This is a genomic window from Aeromicrobium fastidiosum, from assembly GCF_017876595.1.
In the GTDB taxonomy this organism is placed as follows: Bacteria; Actinomycetota; Actinomycetes; order Propionibacteriales; family Nocardioidaceae; genus Aeromicrobium; species Aeromicrobium fastidiosum.
In genome coordinates, this window is record NZ_JAGIOG010000001.1 from 2,937,026 (window position 1) to 2,957,643 (window position 20,618).

The window sequence follows — 20,618 nt, forward strand, 5'->3', positions numbered from 1 at the left end:
TCGGCGGCGTGAAGACGCGGCGGTAGGCTCGCACGGTGGACTTTCTCCGTGCCGTCGTCCTGGGGGTGGTGCAGGGGCTGACCGAGTTCCTGCCGATCTCCAGCAGTGCCCATCTCGCGATCATTCCCAAGTTCCTCGGCTGGGACGATCCGGGAGCCGCCTACACCGCCGTGATCCAGATCGGCACCGAGCTCGCGGTGCTCCTCTACTTCTGGCGCGACATCTGGACGATCGGCTCTGGCTGGGTGCGTGGCGTGTTCTCCGCCGAGGCGCGGCAGGCCCCGGAGTGGCGCATGGGGTGGTTCGTCATCATCGGCTCGGTGCCGATCGTGGTGCTCGGCCTCGTGCTGCAGGACGCGATCGACCGTGAGTTCCGCAATCTGTGGGTCATCGGCACGACGTTGATCGTCCTCGGCATCGTCCTCGGCATCGCCGAGCGGGTCGGGCGCAAGACCAGCCCGATCGAGAACCTGACGATGAAGCACGCGATCCTTCTGGGCGTGGCGCAGGCCGGCGCGCTCGTGCCCGGAGTGTCGCGCTCGGGCGCGACGATCAGCATGGGGCTGTTCCTGGGCTACGAGCGGGCTGCCGCGACCCGGTACGCCTTCCTGCTCGCGATCCCGGCCGTCGTGGGTGCCGGTGTGTTCAAGCTCAAGGACATAGGCGGCGACAACGCGTACGGGACGGGCCCCACGATCGTCGGCACCGTGGTGTCGTTCGTGGTCGGCCTGGCTGTCATCCACTGGTTGCTCAAGTACGTCAGCACGCACTCCTACACGCCGTTCGTCCTCTACCGCGTGGGGCTGGGCAGCCTCGTCCTGGTGCTCGTCGGCGCGGGTGCCATCACCGCTGGCGTCGCCGGTTAGGCTCGCCCCCATGTCTTCCTTCGACCGCGTCACAGAGACCTGGGGCGACCTCAAGTACATGAACCTGGCCCGCGCCAAGTACCTGCGCGACCTGATCGTCCGCGAGGACCTGAGCGACCTGCTCGAGCTGGGGTTCTACAAGGGCAAGAGCAGCGCCTACATGGGTGCCGTGCTCGAGGACCTCGGCCGCGGCCACCTCACGACGATGGACCGCATCTCCGCCCGCGGTCACCAGCCCGAGATCAACGAGGTGCTCGAGACGGTCGGGCTGGCCCACCGGGTCACGCCGATCTTCGCCCACCGCTCGTTCACGTGGGAGCTCGGCCGCATGGTCGAGCAGACCCCCCGCCCGCAGTTCGACTTCTGCTACCTCGACGGCGGCCACACCTGGGACGTCACCGGATTCGGCTTCCTGCTCGTCGACATGATGCTCAAGCCCGGCGGCATCATCCTGCTCGACGACCTCGACTGGTCGATCGCTGGCTCGCCGCAGGCCCGCACGCCCGAGGGTGCCAAGACGTACGAGGCGTACTCCGACGACGAGAAGGCCGCCAAGGGCGTCCGCATGACCTTCGAGCTCATCGCCGACCACCTCGGCTACGACATCGAGGAGGTGCCCAAGTTCCAGTGGGGCATCGCCCGCAAGCGGGTGCCCAAGAAGGGTCTGTTCGGACGCGGGTAGGTCTGGCGACCTACAGCCAGCCCGAACGCTTGAAGCGCCAGTAGATGTAGCCGCAGAGCGTGCCGATGACGCCGACGCACAGCGGGTAGCCGTAGGTCCACGTCAATTCAGGCATGTGCTCGAAGTTCATGCCGTAGATGCCGGCGATCGCGGTCGGGACGGCGAAGATCGTGGCACCCGCGGTGAGCTTGCGCATGTCCTCGTTCTGCTGGACGCTCAGCTGCGCCAGGTGCGCCTGCAGGGCGTTGTCGAGCAGGTGGTCGATCGAGTCGATGGCCTCCGCAGCGCGCGCGAGGTGGTCGGCGATGTCGCGGAAGTACGGTCGCGCGTCCTCGGTGGCCGCTGCCAGGGCGAAGCGGTGCAGGGGCTCGCGCAGGGGCAGCACCGCACGGCGGAACTCGAGCGTCTCGCGCTTGAGCCGGTAGATGCGGGTCGAGTCGCTCGAGCGCTGCGCCGAGAAGACCGAGGTCTCCACCTCCTGAACGTCGGTCTCGAGCTCGGCCGCGACGTCCTCGTAGTGGTCGACGATGCTGTCGACGACGGCGTACAGGGCCGCGGTCGGTCCGTGCGACAACGGTTCGATCATCCGCTCGGCGGCCTTGCGGGCGTTCTTGAGCGTCGGGCCGCCGTGCCGCACCGTGAGCAGGTAGTTGACGCCGAGGAAGATGTTGACCTCATGGGTCGTGATGTCGTCGTCGCTGTACGACACGGTGCGGATCGAGATGAACGTGTGGTCGGGGTAGCGCTCGACCTTCGGACGCTGGTGCGCCTCGAGGGCGTCCTCGACCGCCAGGGGGTGCAGCCCGAGCGACCCCGCCACCCGGTGCATCTCGTCGGCGGTGGGGTTGCCGATGCCGACCCACAGGAAGTCGTCCTCGCCGAGCCGGGCGAGCGCTGCGTCGAGCGACTCCGAGTCGTGCTCGGTCGTCTCCCTGACGCCGTCGCGGTAGACCGCGCAGTCGATGATCACGTCGTTATTGTCCACCGATAGGCTCACGGCATGCGCAGCTGGTCGAGTCCTGAGGTCCCGTCACTCGACGAGCTGGGTCTCGGACGTGGTCCGGAGGTGTCGGTGCACGACACCTCGACCGCCGGATCGGTCGCCGTCGACCCGGCTGACCGGGCCCGGCTCTACGTCTGCGGCATCACGCCCTACGACGCCACCCACATGGGGCACGCTGCGACCTACCTGACGTTCGACCTGCTGCAGCGCGCCTGGCGCGACCGCGGCCTCGACGTCACGTACACCCAGAACGTCACCGACGTCGACGACCCGCTGCTCGAGCGGGCCACCGCGACGGGCGTCGACTGGGTCGAGCTCGCCGAGCGCGAGACGCAGCTGTTCCGTGAGGACATGACCGCCCTGCGCGTCATCGCGCCGGCCCACTACATCGGTGCCGTCGAGTCGATCGACCTCGTGGTCGACCTGGTCGAGCGGCTCCGGGCGGCCGGTGCCGTCTACGCCGTCGACGACGACCTCTACTTCGACGTCCACGCCGACGAGGGCTTCGGTCTGGTCTCGGGCTTCGACGAGCAGACGATGCTGCGCATCTTCCCCGAGCGCGGGGGAGACCCCGACCGTCTGGGCAAGAAGCACCCGCTCGACTGCCTGCTGTGGCAGGCCGAGCGTCCCGGCGAGCCCGCGTGGGACACCCGCCTGGGTCGTGGTCGCCCCGGTTGGCACATCGAGTGCGCGGCGATCGCCCTGCACCACTTGGGCACCGCGTTCGACGTACAGGGCGGCGGCTCCGACCTGGTGTTCCCGCACCACGAGATGTCGGCTTCCGAGGCCACGGTCGCGACAGGCGAGCCGTTCGCGGGGGCCTACGTGCACGCCGGCATGGTCGGCTTCGAGGGCGAGAAGATGTCCAAGTCGAAGGGCAACCTCGTGCTCGTCTCGAAGCTGCGCGCGGCCGGGCACGACCCCATGGCGATCCGGTTGGCCCTGCTGGCGCACCACTACCGCAGCGACTGGGAGTGGTTCGACGACGAGATCGTGCGGGCCGAGGAGCGTCTGGCCCGCTGGCGCGCAGCCGTGGCTCGGACTGTCGCGCCGTCGGGCGAGGCGCTGCTCGCACAGGTCCGCCACGCGATGGCTCACGACCTCGACGCGCCGGCGGCCCTCGCCGCGGTCGACGCGTGGGCGGCTGACGATGCAGGCGAGGACCCGCAGGCCGGCCGCACGGTCCGCAGCGCACTTGATGCGCTGCTCGGAGTGGCTCTCTAGAAGAGAGCCTCCTAGAACCCCTGGTCGCTGCGGTTGACCGGCTTCGGCTGGGTGCGTTGCCGTCCCAGCTCACCACCGATGCGTCCGCCGTACGGCCGACCGTGATCGGCGAACTCGTCACGGACGTACGACAGCCGCCACGAGCCGAGCTGGATGCGTGATCCTGTGCGCAGCCGCTGACGGGGCAGCTGCAGGCCGCCCACGGTCGTCAGCACCTGGGTGCTGCGCGCGATCAGCACGTACTCGTCGTCGTCGGTGCGGATGATCTCGGCCTGGACGGCATCCACGCCGGCCAGTCGGAGCCCCGAGCCCTCGGCGCTGCCGATCGTGACGCCCTCGAGCGGCAGCGCGAACACGCCCACACGCCGGTCGGCACCCGGGTCGGACGTGTCGGACAGGTAGAGCCGCGGATGACCACGTCCGCCGACGGGGTCGTGGGTCGTCGTGACGACCCGGGGCATGCCGCGCAGCGGGACGGGGGGCCACGGCGTGCCGGGCGGAAGGCCTGCGCTCGACAGATCGACCGCACCGGGCGCGGAAGGACGCCGGGCGATGACGGCGCGCAGCGCCTGCGACCAGCTGCCGAGGCGCATGTGCCGCGAGCGGGTGACGAGGCGTTGCAGGGCGTGGGCGCGAACGGCACCCATCGTGACCACCGTGCCGTCGGGTCCGGAGACCTCGACGACGAGTCCGAGACGGGCGAGCTGCTCGGCCATCCCTCGCACCGCGGCCCGTGACGGCTGCCCGGCGACGGCCATGAGGTCATCGGTCTGGATCGTGATCCGGTTGCCCGAGGCCTGCACGGTCCCACGCAGCTGCCTGCCGGCTGCGCCGTCGGGACCCGGGGTCTCGATGTCGAAGGTGAGATCGGCCTCGAGGTGAAGCACGGCGGTCATGGCTAGGAGCGGTGCTGGTCGGCGCCGGCGAGCTCGTCGTCGCTGGTCGTGATGCGCAGGGTGCCGTTGAGCTTCCAGGTGGCACGGGGTGCGTCGTCGCCCGTGTCGCGAGGCACCTCGACGGCCATGTCGATGAACTCGTAGTTGACGGCCGCCCCCTTGCCGGTGAGGTAGTTCCACATCTCCTGGCCGAGGTCGGCCCAGTCGGTGACGGGCTGGATGGTCGGCGAGCTGTTGTCTGAGGTCATGCCTCGAGTGTGGCCTCGTTCGGCCGTTGCGCAAGTTGTGAACAGGTTCAGTTCACTCCGGGTCGACGTTGCGGCGGCGCAGGTAGCGCTCGAACTCGCGGGCGATCGCGTCACCGCTCGCCTCGGGCAGCTCGCTGGTGTCGCGCTCGTTCTCCAGTGCCTTGACGTACTCGGCGATCTCGACGTCCTGGGAGGTCAGCTCTTCTGCACCACGCTGCCACGCCTCGGTCATCTCGGTCAGGACGCCCTGGGGGAGTGGCATGCCGACGGCGTCCTCGAGCGCACCCAACAAGGCGAGGGTTGCCTTCGGGCAGGGCGGCTCGGCGAGGTAGTGCGGCACTGCTGCCCACAGCGACGCCGAGGCGATGCCCTCGCGGGCCGCGACCTCGCCCAGAACCGACGTGATGCCGACGGGTCCGTTGTAGGTCGATGCGCTGAGCGACATGCGCTCCATCAGGGCCGGATCGGACGTCGACCCGCTGACCGGCACGGGGCGCGTGTGCGGCGAGTCGGCCAGGAGCGCGCCGAGCGTCACGAGCTCGGTGACGCCGGCCAGCTGGGCGACGCCGATGACCGTCGAGCAGAACGCCTTCCAGCGAAAGTTCGGCTCCGGCCCGCGCAGCAGCAGCACATCGCGATCGAGCCGGGCCGGACGGGCGTGGAAGATCTGCGGCGCCGGCCACGTGATCAGGCGGTCACCGTCGTCGGTCGTGTGGACGTGTGGACGGTGCACCTGGAAGTCGTAGTAGTCCTCGGGATCGAGCTCGATCAGCAGCTCGGCGTCCCACTCGTCGATGAGGTGGTCGACGGCACCCGATGCGGCATCGGCGGCGTCGTTCCACCCCTCGAACGCGGCGACCATCCAGGGGTTGCGCAGCTGCGGGATGTCAGGGGTGGAGGTCACCCGTCCAGCCTATCCCCGTCCTCGGGAGCCTCGATGCGTTCGACCATGATCTGCGAGATGCGTCGCCCGTCGAGCTCGGCCACCGACAGGGAGGCGTCGTCGACCACGATCGTGTCGCCGACCTCGGGCATGCGGCCGAGCTGGTCGATCACGAATCCGGCGACGGTCTCGTAGGCTCCGTCGACCAGCTCGATGCCCGTGACCTCCGAGAAGTCCTCGATGTTGAGGCCACCGTCGAACAGGCCGTCGCGGCGCACGTCGTGGGCCTCCTCGGTCTGTCCGGGCAGGTCGTACTCGTCGCGGATCTCGCCGACGAGCTCCTCGACGAGGTCCTCCAGCGTCACGATGCCGTCGGTGCCGCCGTACTCGTCGATCACCAGGGCGATGTGCACGCCGTCGTTGCGCATCTGCGCCATCGCCGGGAGGATCCGGTTGGTGCCGGGCAGCACCGGGATGTCGCGCGCCAGCGAGCCGACCGTCGCGGCGGGCTCGACGTCGGCCTGCAGCAGGTCGCGCACGTGCACGAAGCCCAGCACGTCGTCGACCGAGGTGCCCGTGACGGGGTAGCGCGAGTGCGGCATGTCGCGGACGGTGGCCGCGGCCTCGGCCAGACGTGTCGATGCGGCCAGGAAGTCGACGTTGTGCCGGGGCTGCATGACCTCCTTGACGGTGCGCTGGGTCGCCGAGAAGACGTCCTGGACGATGCGGCGCTCGTCGATGTCGAAGCCCTCGTGCCCGCCGACGAGGTCGCGCAGCTCGTCCTCGCTCATCTCCTCGTTGGTCGCGTGGGGGTCGCCGCCGAGCAGGCGAACGACCGCATTGGTCGACAGCGACAGGAACCAGATGACCGGACGCATGAGCGTCGCGAAGCGCGACAGCGGGGGAGCGACGGCCGTGGCCAGTCCCGCCGACTTCTGCAGGGCGAAGCGCTTGGGCACGAGCTCGCCGAGCACGAGCGACATGTAGGCGATGAGCAGCGTCATGACGACGAGCGCGACGTTGTCGGCCGCACGTTCGGACAGGCCGAGCCCCGTGAAGATCGGGGCGACGTCAGGCGCCAGTGTCGATGCGCCGTAGGCGGCAGACAAGAAGCCCGCGACCGTCACGCCGATCTGCACCGCGGCGAGGAACCGGTTGGGGTCACGAGCCAGCGAGGCGACCTTGGCCCCGCGACCGCCCTGCTGCTCCAGGCGGTCGAGCTGGCTGGGCCGCAGGGACACCAGAGCCATCTCGGTGGCCGAGAACACCCCGCCGACCAGCACGAACACCAGCACGAGGCCGAAGTTGAGCAGCGTCTGCTGGTCCATCAGCGCCCACCTGCCCGATGCGACGGGAGGTGGGCGTGACGTATTCGGGGGCGCTTCATGACGAGAAGTCTAGTGGCGGCGGGCTATTCGTTCTCGGTGCGGTAGCCGAGGTTGGGCGAGAGCCACTTCTCGGCCTCGTCGAGCGTCCAGCCCTTGCGGTCGGCGTAGTCCTGCACCTGATCACGACCGATGCGTCCCAGCACGAAGTACTGCGACTCGGGATGCGAGAAGTACAGGCCGCTGACCGATGCGCCCGGCCACATGGCCATGCTCTCGGTGAGCTCGATGCCGGTGTTGGCCTCGACGTCGAGCAGCTCCCAGATGGTCTGCTTCTCGGTGTGCTCGGGGCACGCCGGGTAGCCCGGGGCCGGACGGATGCCGGCGTACTTCTCGCCGATCAGGTCGGCGTTGCTGAGCGACTCGTTGGGCACGTACGCCCAGAACTCCTTGCGGACGCGCTCGTGCATGCGTTCGGCGAAGGCCTCGGCCAAGCGGTCGGCCAGCGACTCCAGCAGGATCGCGTTGTAGTCGTCGAGGTCCTTCTTGAACTCGGCGATCTTCTCGCCGATGTGCACGCCCGCCGTGACGGCGAAGGCACCGACGTAGTCGCGCAGCCCCGTCTCCTTCGGGGCCACGAAGTCGGCCAGCGACTTGCGGGCCGAGCCCTCACGTCCCTCGCCCTGCTGCCGCAACTGGTGCAGGGTCGTCAGAACCGTCGCGCGCGACTCGTCGGTGTACAGCTCGATGTCGTCGCCCGGAACCTGGCTGGCCGGGAACAGGCCGAACACGCCGTTGGCGCGGATCCATTTCTCCTCCACGAGCTGGTCGAGCATCGCCTGCGCGTCGTCGTACAGCTTGCGGGCGGCCTCGCCCGTCGCGGGATTGTTGAGGATGTCGGGAAAGCGGCCCTTCATCTCCCAGGCGTTGAAGAACGGCTGCCAGTCGATGTACGCACGCAGCTCCTCGAGCGAGTAGTCGGTGAACGTCTTGACGAACTGCGACGCGGCACCGTGGCGGTGGTCGCACCCCGGCCCCGAGCACAGGTCACGGGCCTGCTGCGCCAGCATGCGGGGGCGTGGCGGCTGGTAGTCGCTCCAGTCGATCGGCGTGGCCTTCTCGCGTGCGGCCGCGATCGTCAGCAGCGAACGGGTGTCCTGGCGCGCCGCGTGACGCTCGCGCAGCGTCTCGTACTCGGCGTTGGTGTCGGCCACCAGCTTCGGGCGTTGCTCGTCGGACAGCAGGGCCGCGACGACCGGCACCGACCGCGAGGCGTCCTTCACCCAGATGACCGGGCCGTGGTACTTCTGGGCGACCTTGACCGCGGTGTGGGCGCGCGACGTCGTCGCACCGCCGATCATCAGCGGGATGTCGAAGCCCTGCCGCTCCATCTCGGCGGCGAAGTTGACCATCTCGTCGAGCGAGGGCGTGATGAGTCCGGAGAGGCCGATGACGTCGGCACCCTCCTCCTTGGCCGCGTCGAGGATCTTCTGCGCCGGCACCATCACGCCGAGGTCGACCACGTCGTAGTTGTTGCACTGCAGCACGACGCCGACGATGTTCTTGCCGATGTCGTGCACGTCGCCCTTGACCGTGGCCATGATGACCTTGCCGTTGCTGCGCTCGACGTCGCCGGGCTGCTTCTCGGCCTCGATGAACGGGATGAGGTAGGCGACGGCCTTCTTCATGACGCGGGCCGACTTGACGACCTGCGGCAGGAACATCTTGCCCTCGCCGAACAGGTCGCCGACGACGTTCATGCCGGCCATCAGCGGGCCCTCGATGACCTCGATCGGACGTCCGCCGCGGGCGCTGATCTCGGCGCGCAGCTCCTCGGTGTCGGACTCGGCGAACTCGTCGATGCCCTTGACCAGTGCGTGCGTGATCCGCTCGCCGACCGGCAGCGAGCGCCACTCCTCGGTGGCGACCTCCTTGACGGAGCCGTCGCCGGCGAAGTCGGCCGCGATCTCGAGCAGGCGCTCGGTGCTGTCGGGTCGACGGTTGAGGATGACGTCTTCGATGCGGTCGCGCAGCAGCTCGGGCACCTCGTCGTACACCTCGAGAGCGCCCGCGTTGACGATTCCCATGTCCATGCCGGCGTTGATCGCGTGGTACAGGAACACCGCGTGGATCGCCTCGCGCACGGGGTTGTTGCCGCGGAACGAGAACGACACGTTGGACACGCCGCCGGACACGAGCGCACCGGGCAGGTTCTGCTTGATCCAGCGGGTCGCCTCGATGAAGTCGACACCGTAGTTGGCGTGCTCCTCGATGCCCGTGGCGACGGCGAACACGTTGGGATCGAAGATGATGTCCTCGGCCGGGAAGCCGACCTGGTCGACGAGGATGTCGTACGCGCGCCGGCAGATCTGCTTGCGACGCTCGAGGTTGTCGGCCTGTCCGTCCTCGTCGAAGGCCATGACGACGACCGCCGCACCGTACTTGCGGCACAGCCGGGCCTCGCGGATGAACTTCTCCTCGCCCTCCTTCATCGAGATCGAGTTGACGATCGCCTTGCCCTGGACGCACTTGAGCCCGGCCTCGATGACCTCCCACTTGGAGGAGTCGATCATCGTCGGCACGCGGCAGATGTCGGGCTCGGTGGCGATGAGCTTCATGAAGCGGTCCATCGCCTCGACGCCGTCGATCATGCCCTCGTCCATGTTGACGTCGATGACCTCGGCCCCGGCCTCGACCTGCTGGCGCGCGACGGCCAGGGCGGTGGTGTAGTCGCCGGCCTTGATCAGGTTGCGGAAGCGGGCCGAGCCCGTGATGTTGGTGCGCTCGCCGACGTTGACGAACAACGTGTCCTCGACCACCGTGACGGGCTCGAGACCCGACAGCCGCAGCGCGGGGCTCGTCTCGGCGACGACCCGCGGGGTCTTGCCCTCGACGTCGCGCGCGATCGACGCGATGTGGGCCGGCGTCGTGCCGCAGCAGCCGCCGACCATGTTGACGAAGCCGGCATCGGCGAACTCGCTGACGATCGCCGAGGTCTGGTCGGGCTCCTCGTCGTACTCGCCGAAGGCGTTGGGCAGGCCGGCATTGGGATAGCACGACACGAACGTGTCGGCGACGCGAGCCATCTCGGCGATGTAGGGACGCATCTCCTTGGCACCGAGGGCGCAGTTGAGCCCCACGAGCAGCGGCTTGGCGTGCCGGATCGAGTGCCAGAACGCCTCGGTGACCTGGCCGGACAGCGTGCGCCCCGAGGCGTCCGTGATCGTGCCCGAGATGACGATGGGCCAGCGCCGGCCGAAGTCCTCGAAGACCGACTCGACCGCGAAGATCGCGGCCTTGGCGTTGAGGGTGTCGAAGATCGTCTCGATGAAAATGACGTCGGAGCCGCCCTCGAGGAGGCCTCGGGTTGCTTCCCGGTAGGTCTCGACCAGCTCGTCGTACGTCACGTTGCGGGCACCCGGGTCGTTGACGTCGGGCGAGATCGACGCGGTGCGGCTGGTGGGGCCGAGCGTTCCGGCGACGTACCGCGGACGTCCGGTGGCCTCGGCGACGGCGTCGCACTCGCGACGGGCCAGGCGAGCCGACTCGAAGTTCAGCTCGTAGGCGAGCTCCTCCATGCCGTAGTCGCTCAGCGAGATCGTCGTGGCGTTGAACGTGTTGGTCTCGATCATGTCGGCGCCGGCCTCGAGGTACTCGCGGTGGATGCCCGCGATGATCTCCGGCTGCGTCAACGTCAGCAGGTCGTTGTTGCCCTGCACGTCGGACGGCCAGTCCTTGAACCGCTCGCCGCGGTAGCCGGCCTCATCGGGCCGGTCGCGCTGGATCGCGGTTCCCATTGCGCCGTCGAGCACCAGGATGCGGCTCTGGAGCAGCTCCGTGAGCTCGGCGGTGGCGTCGGGGCGGATGGTGGTCTCTGACACAAGCAGTCCTCGAGGTGCGAATCGGTAAGGAGTGCTGGGGAACTCCAGCCGGCGGCGGGCTCGCCTGGGCCTTGGTGGGTTCCCGAACTGGTGGTCTCCATTGTCTCATGGGGCACCAGCACCCGTGGGATGTCGACCACCGCATGGACAACGCGGTGGGCGACGCAGCGTTACGCCCGACTACCGTGATCGACGTGACCTCGTACGCAGCCGTGCTCTGGGACCTCGACGGCACGATCGTCGACACCGAACCGCTCTGGATGGCCGCCGAGCACCGGCTCGCCGTCGAGCACGGCAAGATCTGGACCGACGAGGACGCGATGCAGCTCGTGGGCAACTCGCTCATCGCGTCGGGGGAGTACATCCGCGACCGGCTCGAGCTGGAGATGACGGCCGAGCAGATCGTCGACTACCTGGTCGCCTCGCTCGCCGGATCTCTCCGCGAACACGTCGAGTGGCGTCCGGGAGCCCGCGAGCTGATCACGGCGTTGGACGCTGCTGGCGTGCCGCAAGCGCTCGTGACGATGTCGTACACCGCGATCGCCGAGCCGATCGTGGCGCAGCTGCCGTTCGCGGCGGTCGTCACCGGCGACACGGTCGCCCGACCGAAGCCGTTTCCGGACCCCTATCTGCTGGCCGCCGAGAAGCTCGGCGTCGACCCGGCGAGGTGCCTGGCGATCGAGGACTCGCGCACGGGTGCCGCCTCGGCCAACGCGGCCGGCTGCGACGTGCTGGCCGTGCCCCACTTCGTGACGGTGCCGGAGGCCGACCGTCGCGTGCTCGTGCCGACCCTGGAGGGCCTGCACCCCGACGACCTCGGTGCCCTCTTCGGTGCTCTCAGCGGTTGAAGAGGCCTCCGAGGAAGCCCTTCTTGCGCTTCCAGCCGTGCTGCTCGAGGAAGGCGAACAGCGGATCCTTGATGCGGCTGGTCTCGAAGGAATAGACCAGCGGCGCGACGGTGAGCGGCTCGTCATCCTTCTTGGTGATGCCGCCGAACGAGACGTTGAACTGCTTGCTCGTGCTCTTGCCGGAGAAGAACTGCTTCTCGCCACCGAGCTTCAGGGTGTCGCCGTCGATGTCGGCCGAGCCGGTCGTCGACGTGCGGTTCTCGGTGACGTCGTACGTGCCCTTGTCGGCGTCGAGCTCGACCGTGATGCGGTAGTCCTCGTCGACGTGCTCGACCTCGAGCGCCGAGGGGTAGAGGGTCGTGGCCTTGACGATGTCCCAGGCACCGATGATGCGGTCGCCCTCGACCGTGAAGACGAAGGGCTCCTGCGGGTCGTTGATCGCGGGGACGGCAGCGAGCAGGTCGGGAATCGGCGTGGTCATGAGGGCGACGCTACCTGCAGCAGCGGCAGCTCGGGGGGCGTGCCGCCCCACGCCGGGCAGAGCGACTGGTGGGCGCAGAACGTGCACAGGCCGCTCTTGCGCGGTGGGAAGTCGCGCAGCTCGATGGCACGCTCGATCGCGGCCCAGAGCGCGAGCAGCTTGGCCTCGGTGTGCAGCAGATCGGACTCGGTGGGCTCGTAGCGCAGGAACTGGCCGTCGCCGAAGTACATCAGTTGCAGCAGCGTCGGGATGACCCCACGGGTGCGCCAGATGACCAGTGCGTAGAACCGCATCTGGAACATCGCCTTGCCCTCGAACGACGGACTCGGGGACCTTCCGCCTTTGTAGTCCACCACGCGGATGCGTCCGTCGGGGGCGACGTCGATGCGGTCGACGATGCCGCCGAACGACAGACCGGGCTCCGGCTGGTACGTCACCCGCTCCTCCCGGGCTGCGGGCTCGAGGTAGCGAGGATCCTCCATCGTGAAGTAGGTCCGGAGCAGGTCAACTGCGGACGCGAGCCACGCTGTCTCGTCGGCAGCCTGCTCAGCGGTGAACAGCTCCGCGGTTCGGGGATCGGACTGGCGGAGCTGCTCCCACTCGCTGGGCAGCAGCTCGACCGCGCGATCAAGCGTGCGTGCGGGTGCCGGCTCGGCGAACAGGTCCTCGAGCACGGCGTGCACCAGCGTGCCGCGCACCATGGCGGGGCTGGCGGGCTCGGGCAGGCGGTCGATCGTCCGGAACCGGTAGAGCAGCGGGCAGTTCTGGAAGTCGCCCGCGCGGCTCGGCGACAGCGACCGCCGGTAGGTCAGGGGCGGGGCCGCTTCAGTCATGCCGACGACTCTAGTTGCGCCCACCGACAGCGTCCGGGCACCCGATAGGTTGGCGCCGTGAGCAGCTCCCAGCGACCCGGCACGTGGCGCATCGGCCGGGTCGTCGGCGTCGACGTGCTGATCAAGCCGTCGCTGCTCCTGATGGGCGTCGCACTCGTGGTGCTGTTCGCACCCCGCTGGGAGGACCGCTCCGACACGAGCCCCTACCTGCTGGCCACGGTGTTCGTCGTCGCGCTCTACGTCTCCGTGCTGGTGCACGAGATCGCCCACGTGCTGGCCGCGCGGGCGTACCGGATGCGGGTCGACTCCGTGACGCTGCACCTGCTGGGCGGCGAGACCGTCATCGAGGGGGAGAGCCGCACGCCCGTGCAGGAGCTCGTGACGTCGATCGTCGGTCCGCTCGCCTCGCTGGCCATCGCAGCGGGGGCCTTCGCTGCCTCCGACGCGATGGGCTTCAACATCGCGTCCGACGTCGTGTGGTCGATCGCCTGGGTCAATCTGCTGGTCGCCGGCTTCAACATGCTGCCCGGCCTGCCGCTCGACGGCGGCCGGGTCTTCCGGGCGCTCGTCTGGCAGGTGACGGGACGCGAGGAGACCGGCGTGCGCATCGCCGCGTGGATCGGACGCGCGACGGCCGTCGCGGTCCTCGTGGTCGCGCTGCTCACCCGCGGCGACACCCGCGACACGACCATCAACCTGCTGATCGCCGCGTTCGTGGCGTGGTTCCTGTGGGAGGGCGCGAGCGACGCCCTCCGCAACGCCGGACGCACGGCGCGCATCAACCTGCTGGTGGCCCGCGACATCGGGTTCCCCGGCGCCACACCGCCACCGGGGGCACCGACGCTGTCGGTCGACCTGCGGGGCTCCGACCTCCTCCGGGCCATGGCGGCGCACCCGGCGGAGGCGTACGCGCTCACGAGGCCTGACGGCTCCGTGTTCGGCGTGCTCACGTCCCGCGCCGTCGACGATGCCTACCGAGCGAGCCGCCGATGACCTCCTACACCCGCAGTGGACCCCTCGTCGAGGGCGAGTGGGTCCGCCTGACCGATCCCAAGGGACGCCGGCACAACGTGCAGCTCGTCGCCGGCAAGGAGTTCTCGACCAAGAAGGGCCAGCTGCGCCACGACGACATGCTGGGCCAGCCCGAGGGCATCGTGATCCACTCGTCGATGGACCACCCGTACCAGGTGTTCCGGCCGCTGCTGTTCGAGTACGTCGTCTCGATGCCCCGCGGCGCCGCGATCATCTACCCCAAGGACGCAGCGCAGATCATCGTGCAGGCCGACATCTACCCGGGCGCGCGCGTCGTCGAGGCCGGAGCCGGATCGGGCGCCCTGACGTCATACCTGCTGCGCGCGGTCGGCCCCACCGGCACGCTCGGCTCGTACGAGATGCGCGAGGAGTTCGCCGACAACGTCCTGCGCAACGTCCACGAGGTCTCGGGCACCGACCTGCCCGGCTGGACGCTGACGGTCGGCGATGTCCGCGAGGTCATCACCGAGACCGAGATCGACCGGCTCATCCTCGACATGGTCGACCCGTGGAGCTGCATCCCGCTGGCCGCCGAACGACTCACGCCGGGCGGCATCGTGTGCGCCTACGTCGCCACGACGACCCAGCTGTCGCGGTTCGTCGAGACGGTCCGCGAGCACGGCGGCTTCACCGAGCCCCGCGCATGGGAGACGCTCGAGCGCGAGTGGCACCTCGAGGGGCTCGCCGTCCGTCCGCAGCACAGCATGAACGGGCACACCGCCTTCCTGGTCACGGCACGGCGCATGGCACCGGGCCACCACTCGATGGGCACGTCGCGGCGTCCCGCGCCGGGCGCCTACGGGCCCGACTACACGGGTCCGCGACCCTTCGGGCACGACGAGGAGTGACCGACGCCGCGCGGCGTGTCTGAGATGACATTCGCATCCTGGCCGCTACGGGTAGGGTCATTCACACGAGCAGGAGGTGACGTATGAGTGACAACGGATCTGACCAGGAGATCGCCTACTTGCGCGCGGAGGTGGAGCACCTGCGGCGCCGACTCGGCACCGAACGGTCCACCGACACGCGCCTCACCGAGCTCGAGGCCAAGCTCGCCGCGACCAGCGGTCAGAACGAGCGGCTCTCGTCGACGCTGCGCGAGGCCCGCGACCAGATCGTGACCCTCAAGGAAGAGGTCGACCGCCTCGCCCAGCCGCCCACGGGCTTCGGCACGTTCCTGCAGCGCAACGACGACGAGTCCGTCGACGTCTTCACGGGCGGCCGCAAGCTGCGGGTCAACGTCAGCCCCGCGGTCGACAAGGACGCCCTGCGCCGCGGCCAGGAGGTCATCCTCAACGAGGCCATGAACGTCGTCCTGGCCCTGGAGTTCGAGCAGACCGGCGAGGTCGTCTCGCTCAAGGAGATCCTCGCCGACGGCGAGCGCGCGCTCGTCATGGGCAATGCCGACGAGGAGCGGGTCGTCCGCCTCGCCGAGCCGCTCATCGGACTCAAGATCCGTCCGGGCGACTCGCTGCTGCTCGACGGAAGGTCGGGCTACGTCTACGAGCGCGTCCCGAAGTCCGAGGTCGAGGAGCTCGTCCTCGAAGAGGTCCCCGACATCGACTACGACTCGATCGGTGGCCTGCGCCAGCAGATCGAGTCGATCCGCGACGCCGTCGAGCTGCCCTACCTGCACCCCGAGATCTTCATCGAGCACGAGCTCAAGCCACCCAAGGGCGTCCTGCTGTACGGCCCGCCCGGCTGCGGCAAGACCATGATCGCCAAGGCCGTCGCGGCCTCGCTGGCCAAGAAGGTCACCGAGCGCACCGGCGAGGAGGGACGCTCGTTCTTCCTCAACATCAAGGGCCCCGAGCTGCTCAACAAGTACGTCGGCGAGACCGAGCGGCACATCCGCCTGGTCTTCCAGCGGGCCCGTGAGAAGGCCAACGAGGGCACGCCCGTCATCATCTTCTTCGACGAGATGGACTCGCTGTTCCGCACGCGTGGCACGGGGGTGTCGTCCGATGTCGAGAACACCATCGTCCCGCAGCTGCTGAGCGAGATCGACGGCGTCGAGGGGCTCGAGAACGTGCTCGTGATCGGTGCGTCCAACCGCGAGGACATGATCGACCCCGCGATCCTGCGTCCGGGTCGCCTCGACGTCAAGATCAAGATCGAGCGTCCCGACGCGGAGTCGGCGCGCGACATCTTCAGCAAGTACCTCACGGCCAACCTGCCGCTCCACGCCGACGACCTGGCCGAGTGGGCCGGCGACCGGCAGGCGTGCGTGAGTGGCATGATCCAGCGCACCGTCGAGCGGATGTACACCGAGTCCGAGGACAACCAGTTCCTCGAGGTCACGTACGCCAACGGCGACAAGGAGGTCCTGTACTTCAAGGACTTCAACTCCGGTGCCATGATCCAGAACATCGTCGACCGGGCCAAGAAGATGGCGATCAAGGACCTCCTCGAGCACCAGCAGCGAGGTCTGCGCGTGCAGCACATGCTGCAGGCATGCCTCGACGAGTTCAAGGAGAACGAGGACCTGCCCAACACCACCAACCCCGACGACTGGGCGCGGATCTCGGGCAAGAAGGGTGAGCGCATCGTGTTCATCCGCACCCTCATCTCGGGCAAGAGCGGCAACGAGCCCGGACGCTCGATCGACACCGTCGCCAACACGGGGCAGTACCTGTAGATGCCCGGGACCGACCTGCGTGTCGTCTCGTACGCGAGTGACGACGCGCAGCTGCTGACCGTCGAGGTGCAGGCCGAGTACGGGCGGAGGTACGGCGGCGAGGGCGACATCTCGCCGATCGACCTGCATCAGTTCGACGCGCCCGAGGGCCACTTCGTGATGATCTACGTCGACGACGTGCCGGCGGCGATGGGTGGGTGGCGGCGCGGGGGACCGGGAGGCGCGACCGATGGCGAGATCAAGCGGATGTTCGTGCGTCCCGCCTTCGCCCGCCGTGGTCTGGCGCGCACGATCCTCGCCGAGCTGGAGCGCACGGCGATCGCGGCGGGCATCACCCGGCTGGTGCTCGAGACCGGGACGGCGCAGCCCGAGGCGATCGCTCTCTACGAGTCGTCGGGCTACGCGACGATCCCGGCATTCGGCTTCTACGCCGACTACGACGACAGCGTGCACCTGGCCAAGACGATCGCCAGCACCCCGTAGGGTCACGGCATGACAGTTCGGCGTGTGCAAGGCAGTGAGGTCGAGTACGGCATCGCGGTGCAGGGCAAGCCGAACGCCAATCCCATGGTGTCCTCGACCCACGTCGTCAACGCGTACGCGGCCGCCCACGGCCTGACCCGCCGCGCCCGCTGGGACTACGAGGAGGAGAGCCCCCTGCGCGACGCGCGGGGGTTCGACCTGAGCCGCGAGGCCGCCGATCCCTCGCAGCTGACCGATGACGACATGGGCCTGGCCAACATCATCCTGACCAACGGGGCGCGGCTCTACGTCGACCACGCGCACCCCGAGTACTCCAGCCCCGAGGTCACCAACCCGCTCGACGTCGTCCGGTGGGAGAAGGCCGGCGAGAACGTCATGCGCCTCGGTGCCGAGCTGGCCGCGCAGATACCCGGCACGCAGCCGATCGTGCTCTACAAGAACAACATCGACAACAAGGGCGCCTCGTACGGCTCGCACGAGAACTACCTGATGCGGCGCGACGTGCCGTTCGTCGAGATCGTCGACCACCTGACGCCGTTCTTCGTGTCCCGACAGGTCTTCACGGGGGCCGGGCGGGTGGGTCAGCAGCAGGACGGCAGCGTGCACGCCTTCCAGATCAGCCAGCGCGCCGACTACTTCGAGGTCGGGGTCGGCCTGGAGACGACCCTCAAGCGTCCCATCATCAACACCCGCGACGAGCCCCACGCCGATCCCAAGAAGTACCGCCGGCTGCACGTCATCATCGGCGACGCCAACTGCTCCGAGATCGCGATCTACCTCAAGCACGGCACGACGTCTCTGGTGCTGGCGATGATCGAGGCCGGCTTCATGGGCCGGGCCCTCGAGCTCGTCGATCCCGTTCGTGCGGTCCACGACATCTCTCACGACCCGACGCTGACCCGCACGGTCGAGCTCGTCGACGGCCGGCACCTCACGGCCCTTCAGCTGCAGGGCGAGTACCTCGAGCTCGCCAAGGCCTTCGTCGCGCGAGGGGGCTCCGACGAGCAGACCGACGACGTGCTGCGTCGCTGGGAGAGCGTGCTCGAGCGCCTCGCCCGCGACCCCATGGAGTGCGTGCGCGAGCTCGACTGGGTCGCCAAGCTGGCGCTGCTCGAGCGCTACCGCGAGCGCGACTCGCTCGACTGGGACCACGCCAAGCTGCATCTCGTCGACCTGCAGTACCACGACATCCGGCTCGGCAAGGGGCTCTACCACCAGCTCGTCCGCACGGGCCGCGTCGACCGGCTGTTCACCGACGCCGAGATCGCCGCTGCCGTGACCGATCCGCCGCACGACACGCGCGCCTACTTCCGCGGCATGTGCCTGGCGCGCTTCAGCAAGGACATCGCGGCGGCGTCGTGGGACTCGGTGATCTTCGACCTGCCTGGCCGCGACTCCCTGCAGCGCATTCCGACGATGGAGCCCCTGCGCGGCACGGCCGAGCACGTCGGCGCGCTGTTCGACACCAGCGCCACGGCGCAGGAGCTGTTCACCGCGATCACTGGCCGGTAAGGGCTAGGCTTGACACATGTCTGAGCAGCAGCACAAGAGCACCCGCAAGCCCTCCGAGGCCGACGAGGCGCAGGTCGAGCCCACCGAGGTCGACACCGAGGCCAAGGCCAAGCTCGACGACGACGTCGACTCGATCCTCGACGAGATCGACGACGTCCTCGAGGAGAACGCCGAGGAGTTCGTCCGCAGCTTCGTGCAGAAGGGCGGACAGTGATGCTGCCGGAGGGCACCCGCCTGACCGGTTCGTCGTCGTTCGCCGACTACCTCGCCGCCACGGCACCCGAGCTCATGCCGGGTGCGGCTTCACGTGCGTCGGGAGCGCACGGCGACCTCGCGCCCCATGCGACCACGATCGTGTCGGCGACGTTCGACGGTGGCGTCATCATGGCCGGTGACCGGCGCGCCACGATGGGCAACGTCATCGCCCAGCGCGACATCGAGAAGGTCTTCCCGGCCGATGAGTACTCCTGCATCGGCATCGCCGGCAGCGCCGGTCTGGCGATCGAGATGGTGCGGCTGTTCCAGGTCGAGCTCGAGCACTACGAGAAGATCGAGGGCACGGTGCTGTCGGCCGACGGCAAGGCCAACCGCCTCGCCGCACTGATCCGCGGCAACCTGGGCCTGGCCATGCAGGGCCTGGCCGTCGTCCCCCTGTTCGCGAGCTTCGACCTCGAGACGCAGCAGGGCCGCATCTTCAGCTACGACGTCACGGGAGGCCGCTACGAGGAGCACAGCGGCTTCCACACCGTCGGGTCCGGATCGCTGTTCGCGCGAGGATCGCTCAAGAAGCTGTACAACCGCGGCATGACCGAGGGCGACTGCGTCACCGCCGCGATCCAGGCCCTCTATGACGCGGCCGACGACGACTCCGCCACGGGCGGCCCCGACCTGACGCGACGCATCTTCCCGGTCGTGGCGGTCGTGACGGCCGACGGCTACCGGCGCCTGGCCGACGACGAGGTCGGCGCGATCGCCGACGACGTGATCGGCGGGCGACTCGCGCGCCCCGACGGACCGTCCGCACCCCTGAGCTGAGAGCACTGACCCGATGAGGATGGCCGCATGACCCAGCAGTTCTACGTCTCGCCCGAGCAGCTCATGAAGGACCGGGCCGACTTCGCCCGCAAGGGCATCTCCCGCGGACGCAGCGTCGCGGTCGTCCACTACGCCGACGGCATCGTCTTCGTGGCCGAGAACCCCTCGCAGGCGCTGCACAAGATCAGCGAGATCTACGACCGCATCGGCTTCGCCGCGGTCGGTCGCTACAACGAGTTCGAGAACCTTCGCATCGCCGGCGTGCGGCTGGCCGACATGCGCGGCTACGCCTACGACCGTCGCGACGTCACGGCGCGCGGCCTGGCCAACGCCTACGCGCAGACGCTCGGCGCGATCTTCTCCTCCGGCGGCGAGAAGCCGTACGAGGTCGAGATCTTCGTCGGCGAGCTCGGCGACGACGCGGCCCACGACCAGGTCTACCGCCTGATGTACGACGGGTCCGTCGCCGACGTGCAGCGCTTCGGCGTCATGGGCGGCCAGAGCGAGCAGGTCGAGACCTACCTCGGCGAGCACTACACCGACGGTCTCGATCTCTCATCGGCGATCCGGCTCGCCGTGACGGCACTCGGCCAGGACACCGACCCGGCCCGCACGGTCGACGCGTCCCAGCTCGAGATCGCGACGCTCTCTCGGGTGCGACCCCAGCCGCGCAAGTTCAAGCGCCTCAGCGACGCGGATGTCGTGGCGGCCTTACGGGCCTGACCGGTTGCACGGCGCTGTCCTCCTT

The 20,618-nt window shown here is 68.9% G+C and carries 20 protein-coding genes; 12 read left to right on the forward strand and 8 right to left on the reverse strand.

Annotated elements, in window-relative coordinates:
- Positions 1-35: 35 nt before the first annotated feature.
- Both JOF40_RS14600 and JOF40_RS14605 read left to right on the forward strand, forming a co-directional pair.
- Complete coding sequence (locus JOF40_RS14600; RefSeq protein ID WP_129184225.1) at positions 36-866, forward strand: undecaprenyl-diphosphate phosphatase; 831 nt, start codon at positions 36-38, stop codon at positions 864-866.
- A gap of 10 nt (positions 867-876) precedes the next feature.
- Positions 877-1,548, forward strand: coding sequence for a class I SAM-dependent methyltransferase (locus JOF40_RS14605; RefSeq protein WP_129184223.1), 672 nt, complete (start codon positions 877-879; stop codon positions 1,546-1,548).
- Positions 1,549-1,558: 10 nt separating this feature from the next.
- On the opposite strand, the gene corA is transcribed toward JOF40_RS14605, so the two are convergent.
- Positions 1,559-2,518, reverse strand: coding sequence for a magnesium/cobalt transporter CorA (corA, locus tag JOF40_RS14610; RefSeq protein WP_129184221.1), 960 nt, complete (start codon positions 2,516-2,518; stop codon positions 1,559-1,561).
- A 30-nt stretch (positions 2,519-2,548) separates the two neighbouring features.
- On the opposite strand from corA, the gene mshC reads away from it, so the two are divergent.
- Entirely contained in the window at positions 2,549-3,775 is a 1,227-nt protein-coding gene (gene mshC / locus JOF40_RS14615) for a cysteine--1-D-myo-inosityl 2-amino-2-deoxy-alpha-D-glucopyranoside ligase (protein ID WP_129184219.1), read from the forward strand.
- An 11-nt stretch (positions 3,776-3,786) separates the two neighbouring features.
- On the opposite strand, the gene JOF40_RS14620 is transcribed toward mshC, so the two are convergent.
- From JOF40_RS14620 to metH, 5 genes are all read right to left on the reverse strand, one after another.
- Positions 3,787-4,671 (reverse strand): FHA domain-containing protein, encoded by an 885-nt coding sequence (locus tag JOF40_RS14620; RefSeq protein WP_129184217.1) that lies wholly within the window; start codon positions 4,669-4,671, stop codon positions 3,787-3,789.
- Positions 4,672-4,673: 2 nt separating this feature from the next.
- On the reverse strand, positions 4,674-4,919 hold the full coding sequence (locus JOF40_RS14625) for a hypothetical protein (RefSeq protein WP_129184215.1): 246 nt from the start codon (positions 4,917-4,919) through the stop codon (positions 4,674-4,676).
- A 52-nt stretch (positions 4,920-4,971) separates the two neighbouring features.
- Positions 4,972-5,823, reverse strand: coding sequence for a PAC2 family protein (locus JOF40_RS14630; RefSeq protein ID WP_246152856.1), 852 nt, complete (start codon positions 5,821-5,823; stop codon positions 4,972-4,974).
- Positions 5,820-7,130, reverse strand: coding sequence for a hemolysin family protein (locus JOF40_RS14635; protein ID WP_129184213.1), 1,311 nt, complete (start codon positions 7,128-7,130; stop codon positions 5,820-5,822). The genes JOF40_RS14630 and JOF40_RS14635 overlap by 4 nt, the downstream gene beginning before the upstream one ends.
- 83 nt (positions 7,131-7,213) lie before the next feature.
- Positions 7,214-10,924 (reverse strand): methionine synthase, encoded by a 3,711-nt coding sequence (metH, locus tag JOF40_RS14640; RefSeq protein ID WP_245343699.1) that lies wholly within the window; start codon positions 10,922-10,924, stop codon positions 7,214-7,216.
- Positions 10,925-11,202: 278 nt separating this feature from the next.
- On the opposite strand from metH, the gene JOF40_RS14645 reads away from it, so the two are divergent.
- Positions 11,203-11,856, forward strand: a complete 654-nt coding sequence (locus JOF40_RS14645; RefSeq protein ID WP_129184209.1) for an HAD family hydrolase — start codon at positions 11,203-11,205, stop codon at positions 11,854-11,856.
- Here JOF40_RS14645 and JOF40_RS14650 read toward each other — a convergent pair.
- The gene (locus tag JOF40_RS14650) at positions 11,846-12,337 is read right to left on the reverse strand and encodes a hypothetical protein (protein WP_129184207.1); all 492 of its coding nucleotides are present in this window, start codon (positions 12,335-12,337) and stop codon (positions 11,846-11,848) included. The two genes, JOF40_RS14645 and JOF40_RS14650, sit on opposite strands and share 11 nt — an antisense overlap.
- The gene (locus JOF40_RS14655) at positions 12,334-13,170 is read right to left on the reverse strand and encodes a RecB family exonuclease (protein ID WP_129184205.1); all 837 of its coding nucleotides are present in this window, start codon (positions 13,168-13,170) and stop codon (positions 12,334-12,336) included. Before JOF40_RS14655 ends, JOF40_RS14650 begins: the two co-directional genes overlap by 4 nt.
- Before the next feature lie 57 nt (positions 13,171-13,227).
- Here JOF40_RS14655 and JOF40_RS14660 point away from each other — a divergent pair, with 57 nt between their 5' ends.
- The 8 genes from JOF40_RS14660 (at position 13,228) to prcA (ending at position 20,593) form a co-directional block, all read left to right on the forward strand.
- Complete coding sequence (locus JOF40_RS14660) at positions 13,228-14,163, forward strand: M50 family metallopeptidase (RefSeq protein WP_129184203.1); 936 nt, start codon at positions 13,228-13,230, stop codon at positions 14,161-14,163.
- Positions 14,160-15,050 (forward strand): tRNA (adenine-N1)-methyltransferase, encoded by an 891-nt coding sequence (locus tag JOF40_RS14665; protein ID WP_129184201.1) that lies wholly within the window; start codon positions 14,160-14,162, stop codon positions 15,048-15,050. The genes JOF40_RS14660 and JOF40_RS14665 overlap by 4 nt, the downstream gene beginning before the upstream one ends.
- 83 nt (positions 15,051-15,133) lie before the next feature.
- Entirely contained in the window at positions 15,134-16,840 is a 1,707-nt protein-coding gene (gene arc, locus JOF40_RS14670; protein WP_129184199.1) for a proteasome ATPase, read from the forward strand.
- Positions 16,841-17,323 (forward strand): GNAT family N-acetyltransferase, encoded by a 483-nt coding sequence (locus JOF40_RS14675; protein ID WP_129184197.1) that lies wholly within the window; start codon positions 16,841-16,843, stop codon positions 17,321-17,323.
- A 9-nt stretch (positions 17,324-17,332) separates the two neighbouring features.
- Entirely contained in the window at positions 17,333-18,835 is a 1,503-nt protein-coding gene (gene dop, locus JOF40_RS14680; RefSeq protein WP_129184195.1) for a depupylase/deamidase Dop, read from the forward strand.
- 16 nt (positions 18,836-18,851) lie between these two features.
- A complete protein-coding gene (locus tag JOF40_RS14685) occupies positions 18,852-19,049 on the forward strand; it encodes a ubiquitin-like protein Pup (RefSeq protein ID WP_129184193.1) in 198 nt (65 codons plus the stop codon).
- Complete coding sequence (prcB, locus tag JOF40_RS14690) at positions 19,049-19,870, forward strand: proteasome subunit beta (protein WP_129184833.1); 822 nt, start codon at positions 19,049-19,051, stop codon at positions 19,868-19,870. Before JOF40_RS14685 ends, prcB begins: the two co-directional genes overlap by 1 nt.
- Positions 19,871-19,897: 27 nt before the next feature.
- Positions 19,898-20,593 carry a proteasome subunit alpha gene (prcA, locus tag JOF40_RS14695; protein ID WP_129184191.1) on the forward strand — a complete coding sequence of 232 codons (696 nt, stop codon included), beginning with the start codon at positions 19,898-19,900 and terminating at the stop codon, positions 20,591-20,593.
- Positions 20,594-20,618 lie beyond the last annotated feature (25 nt).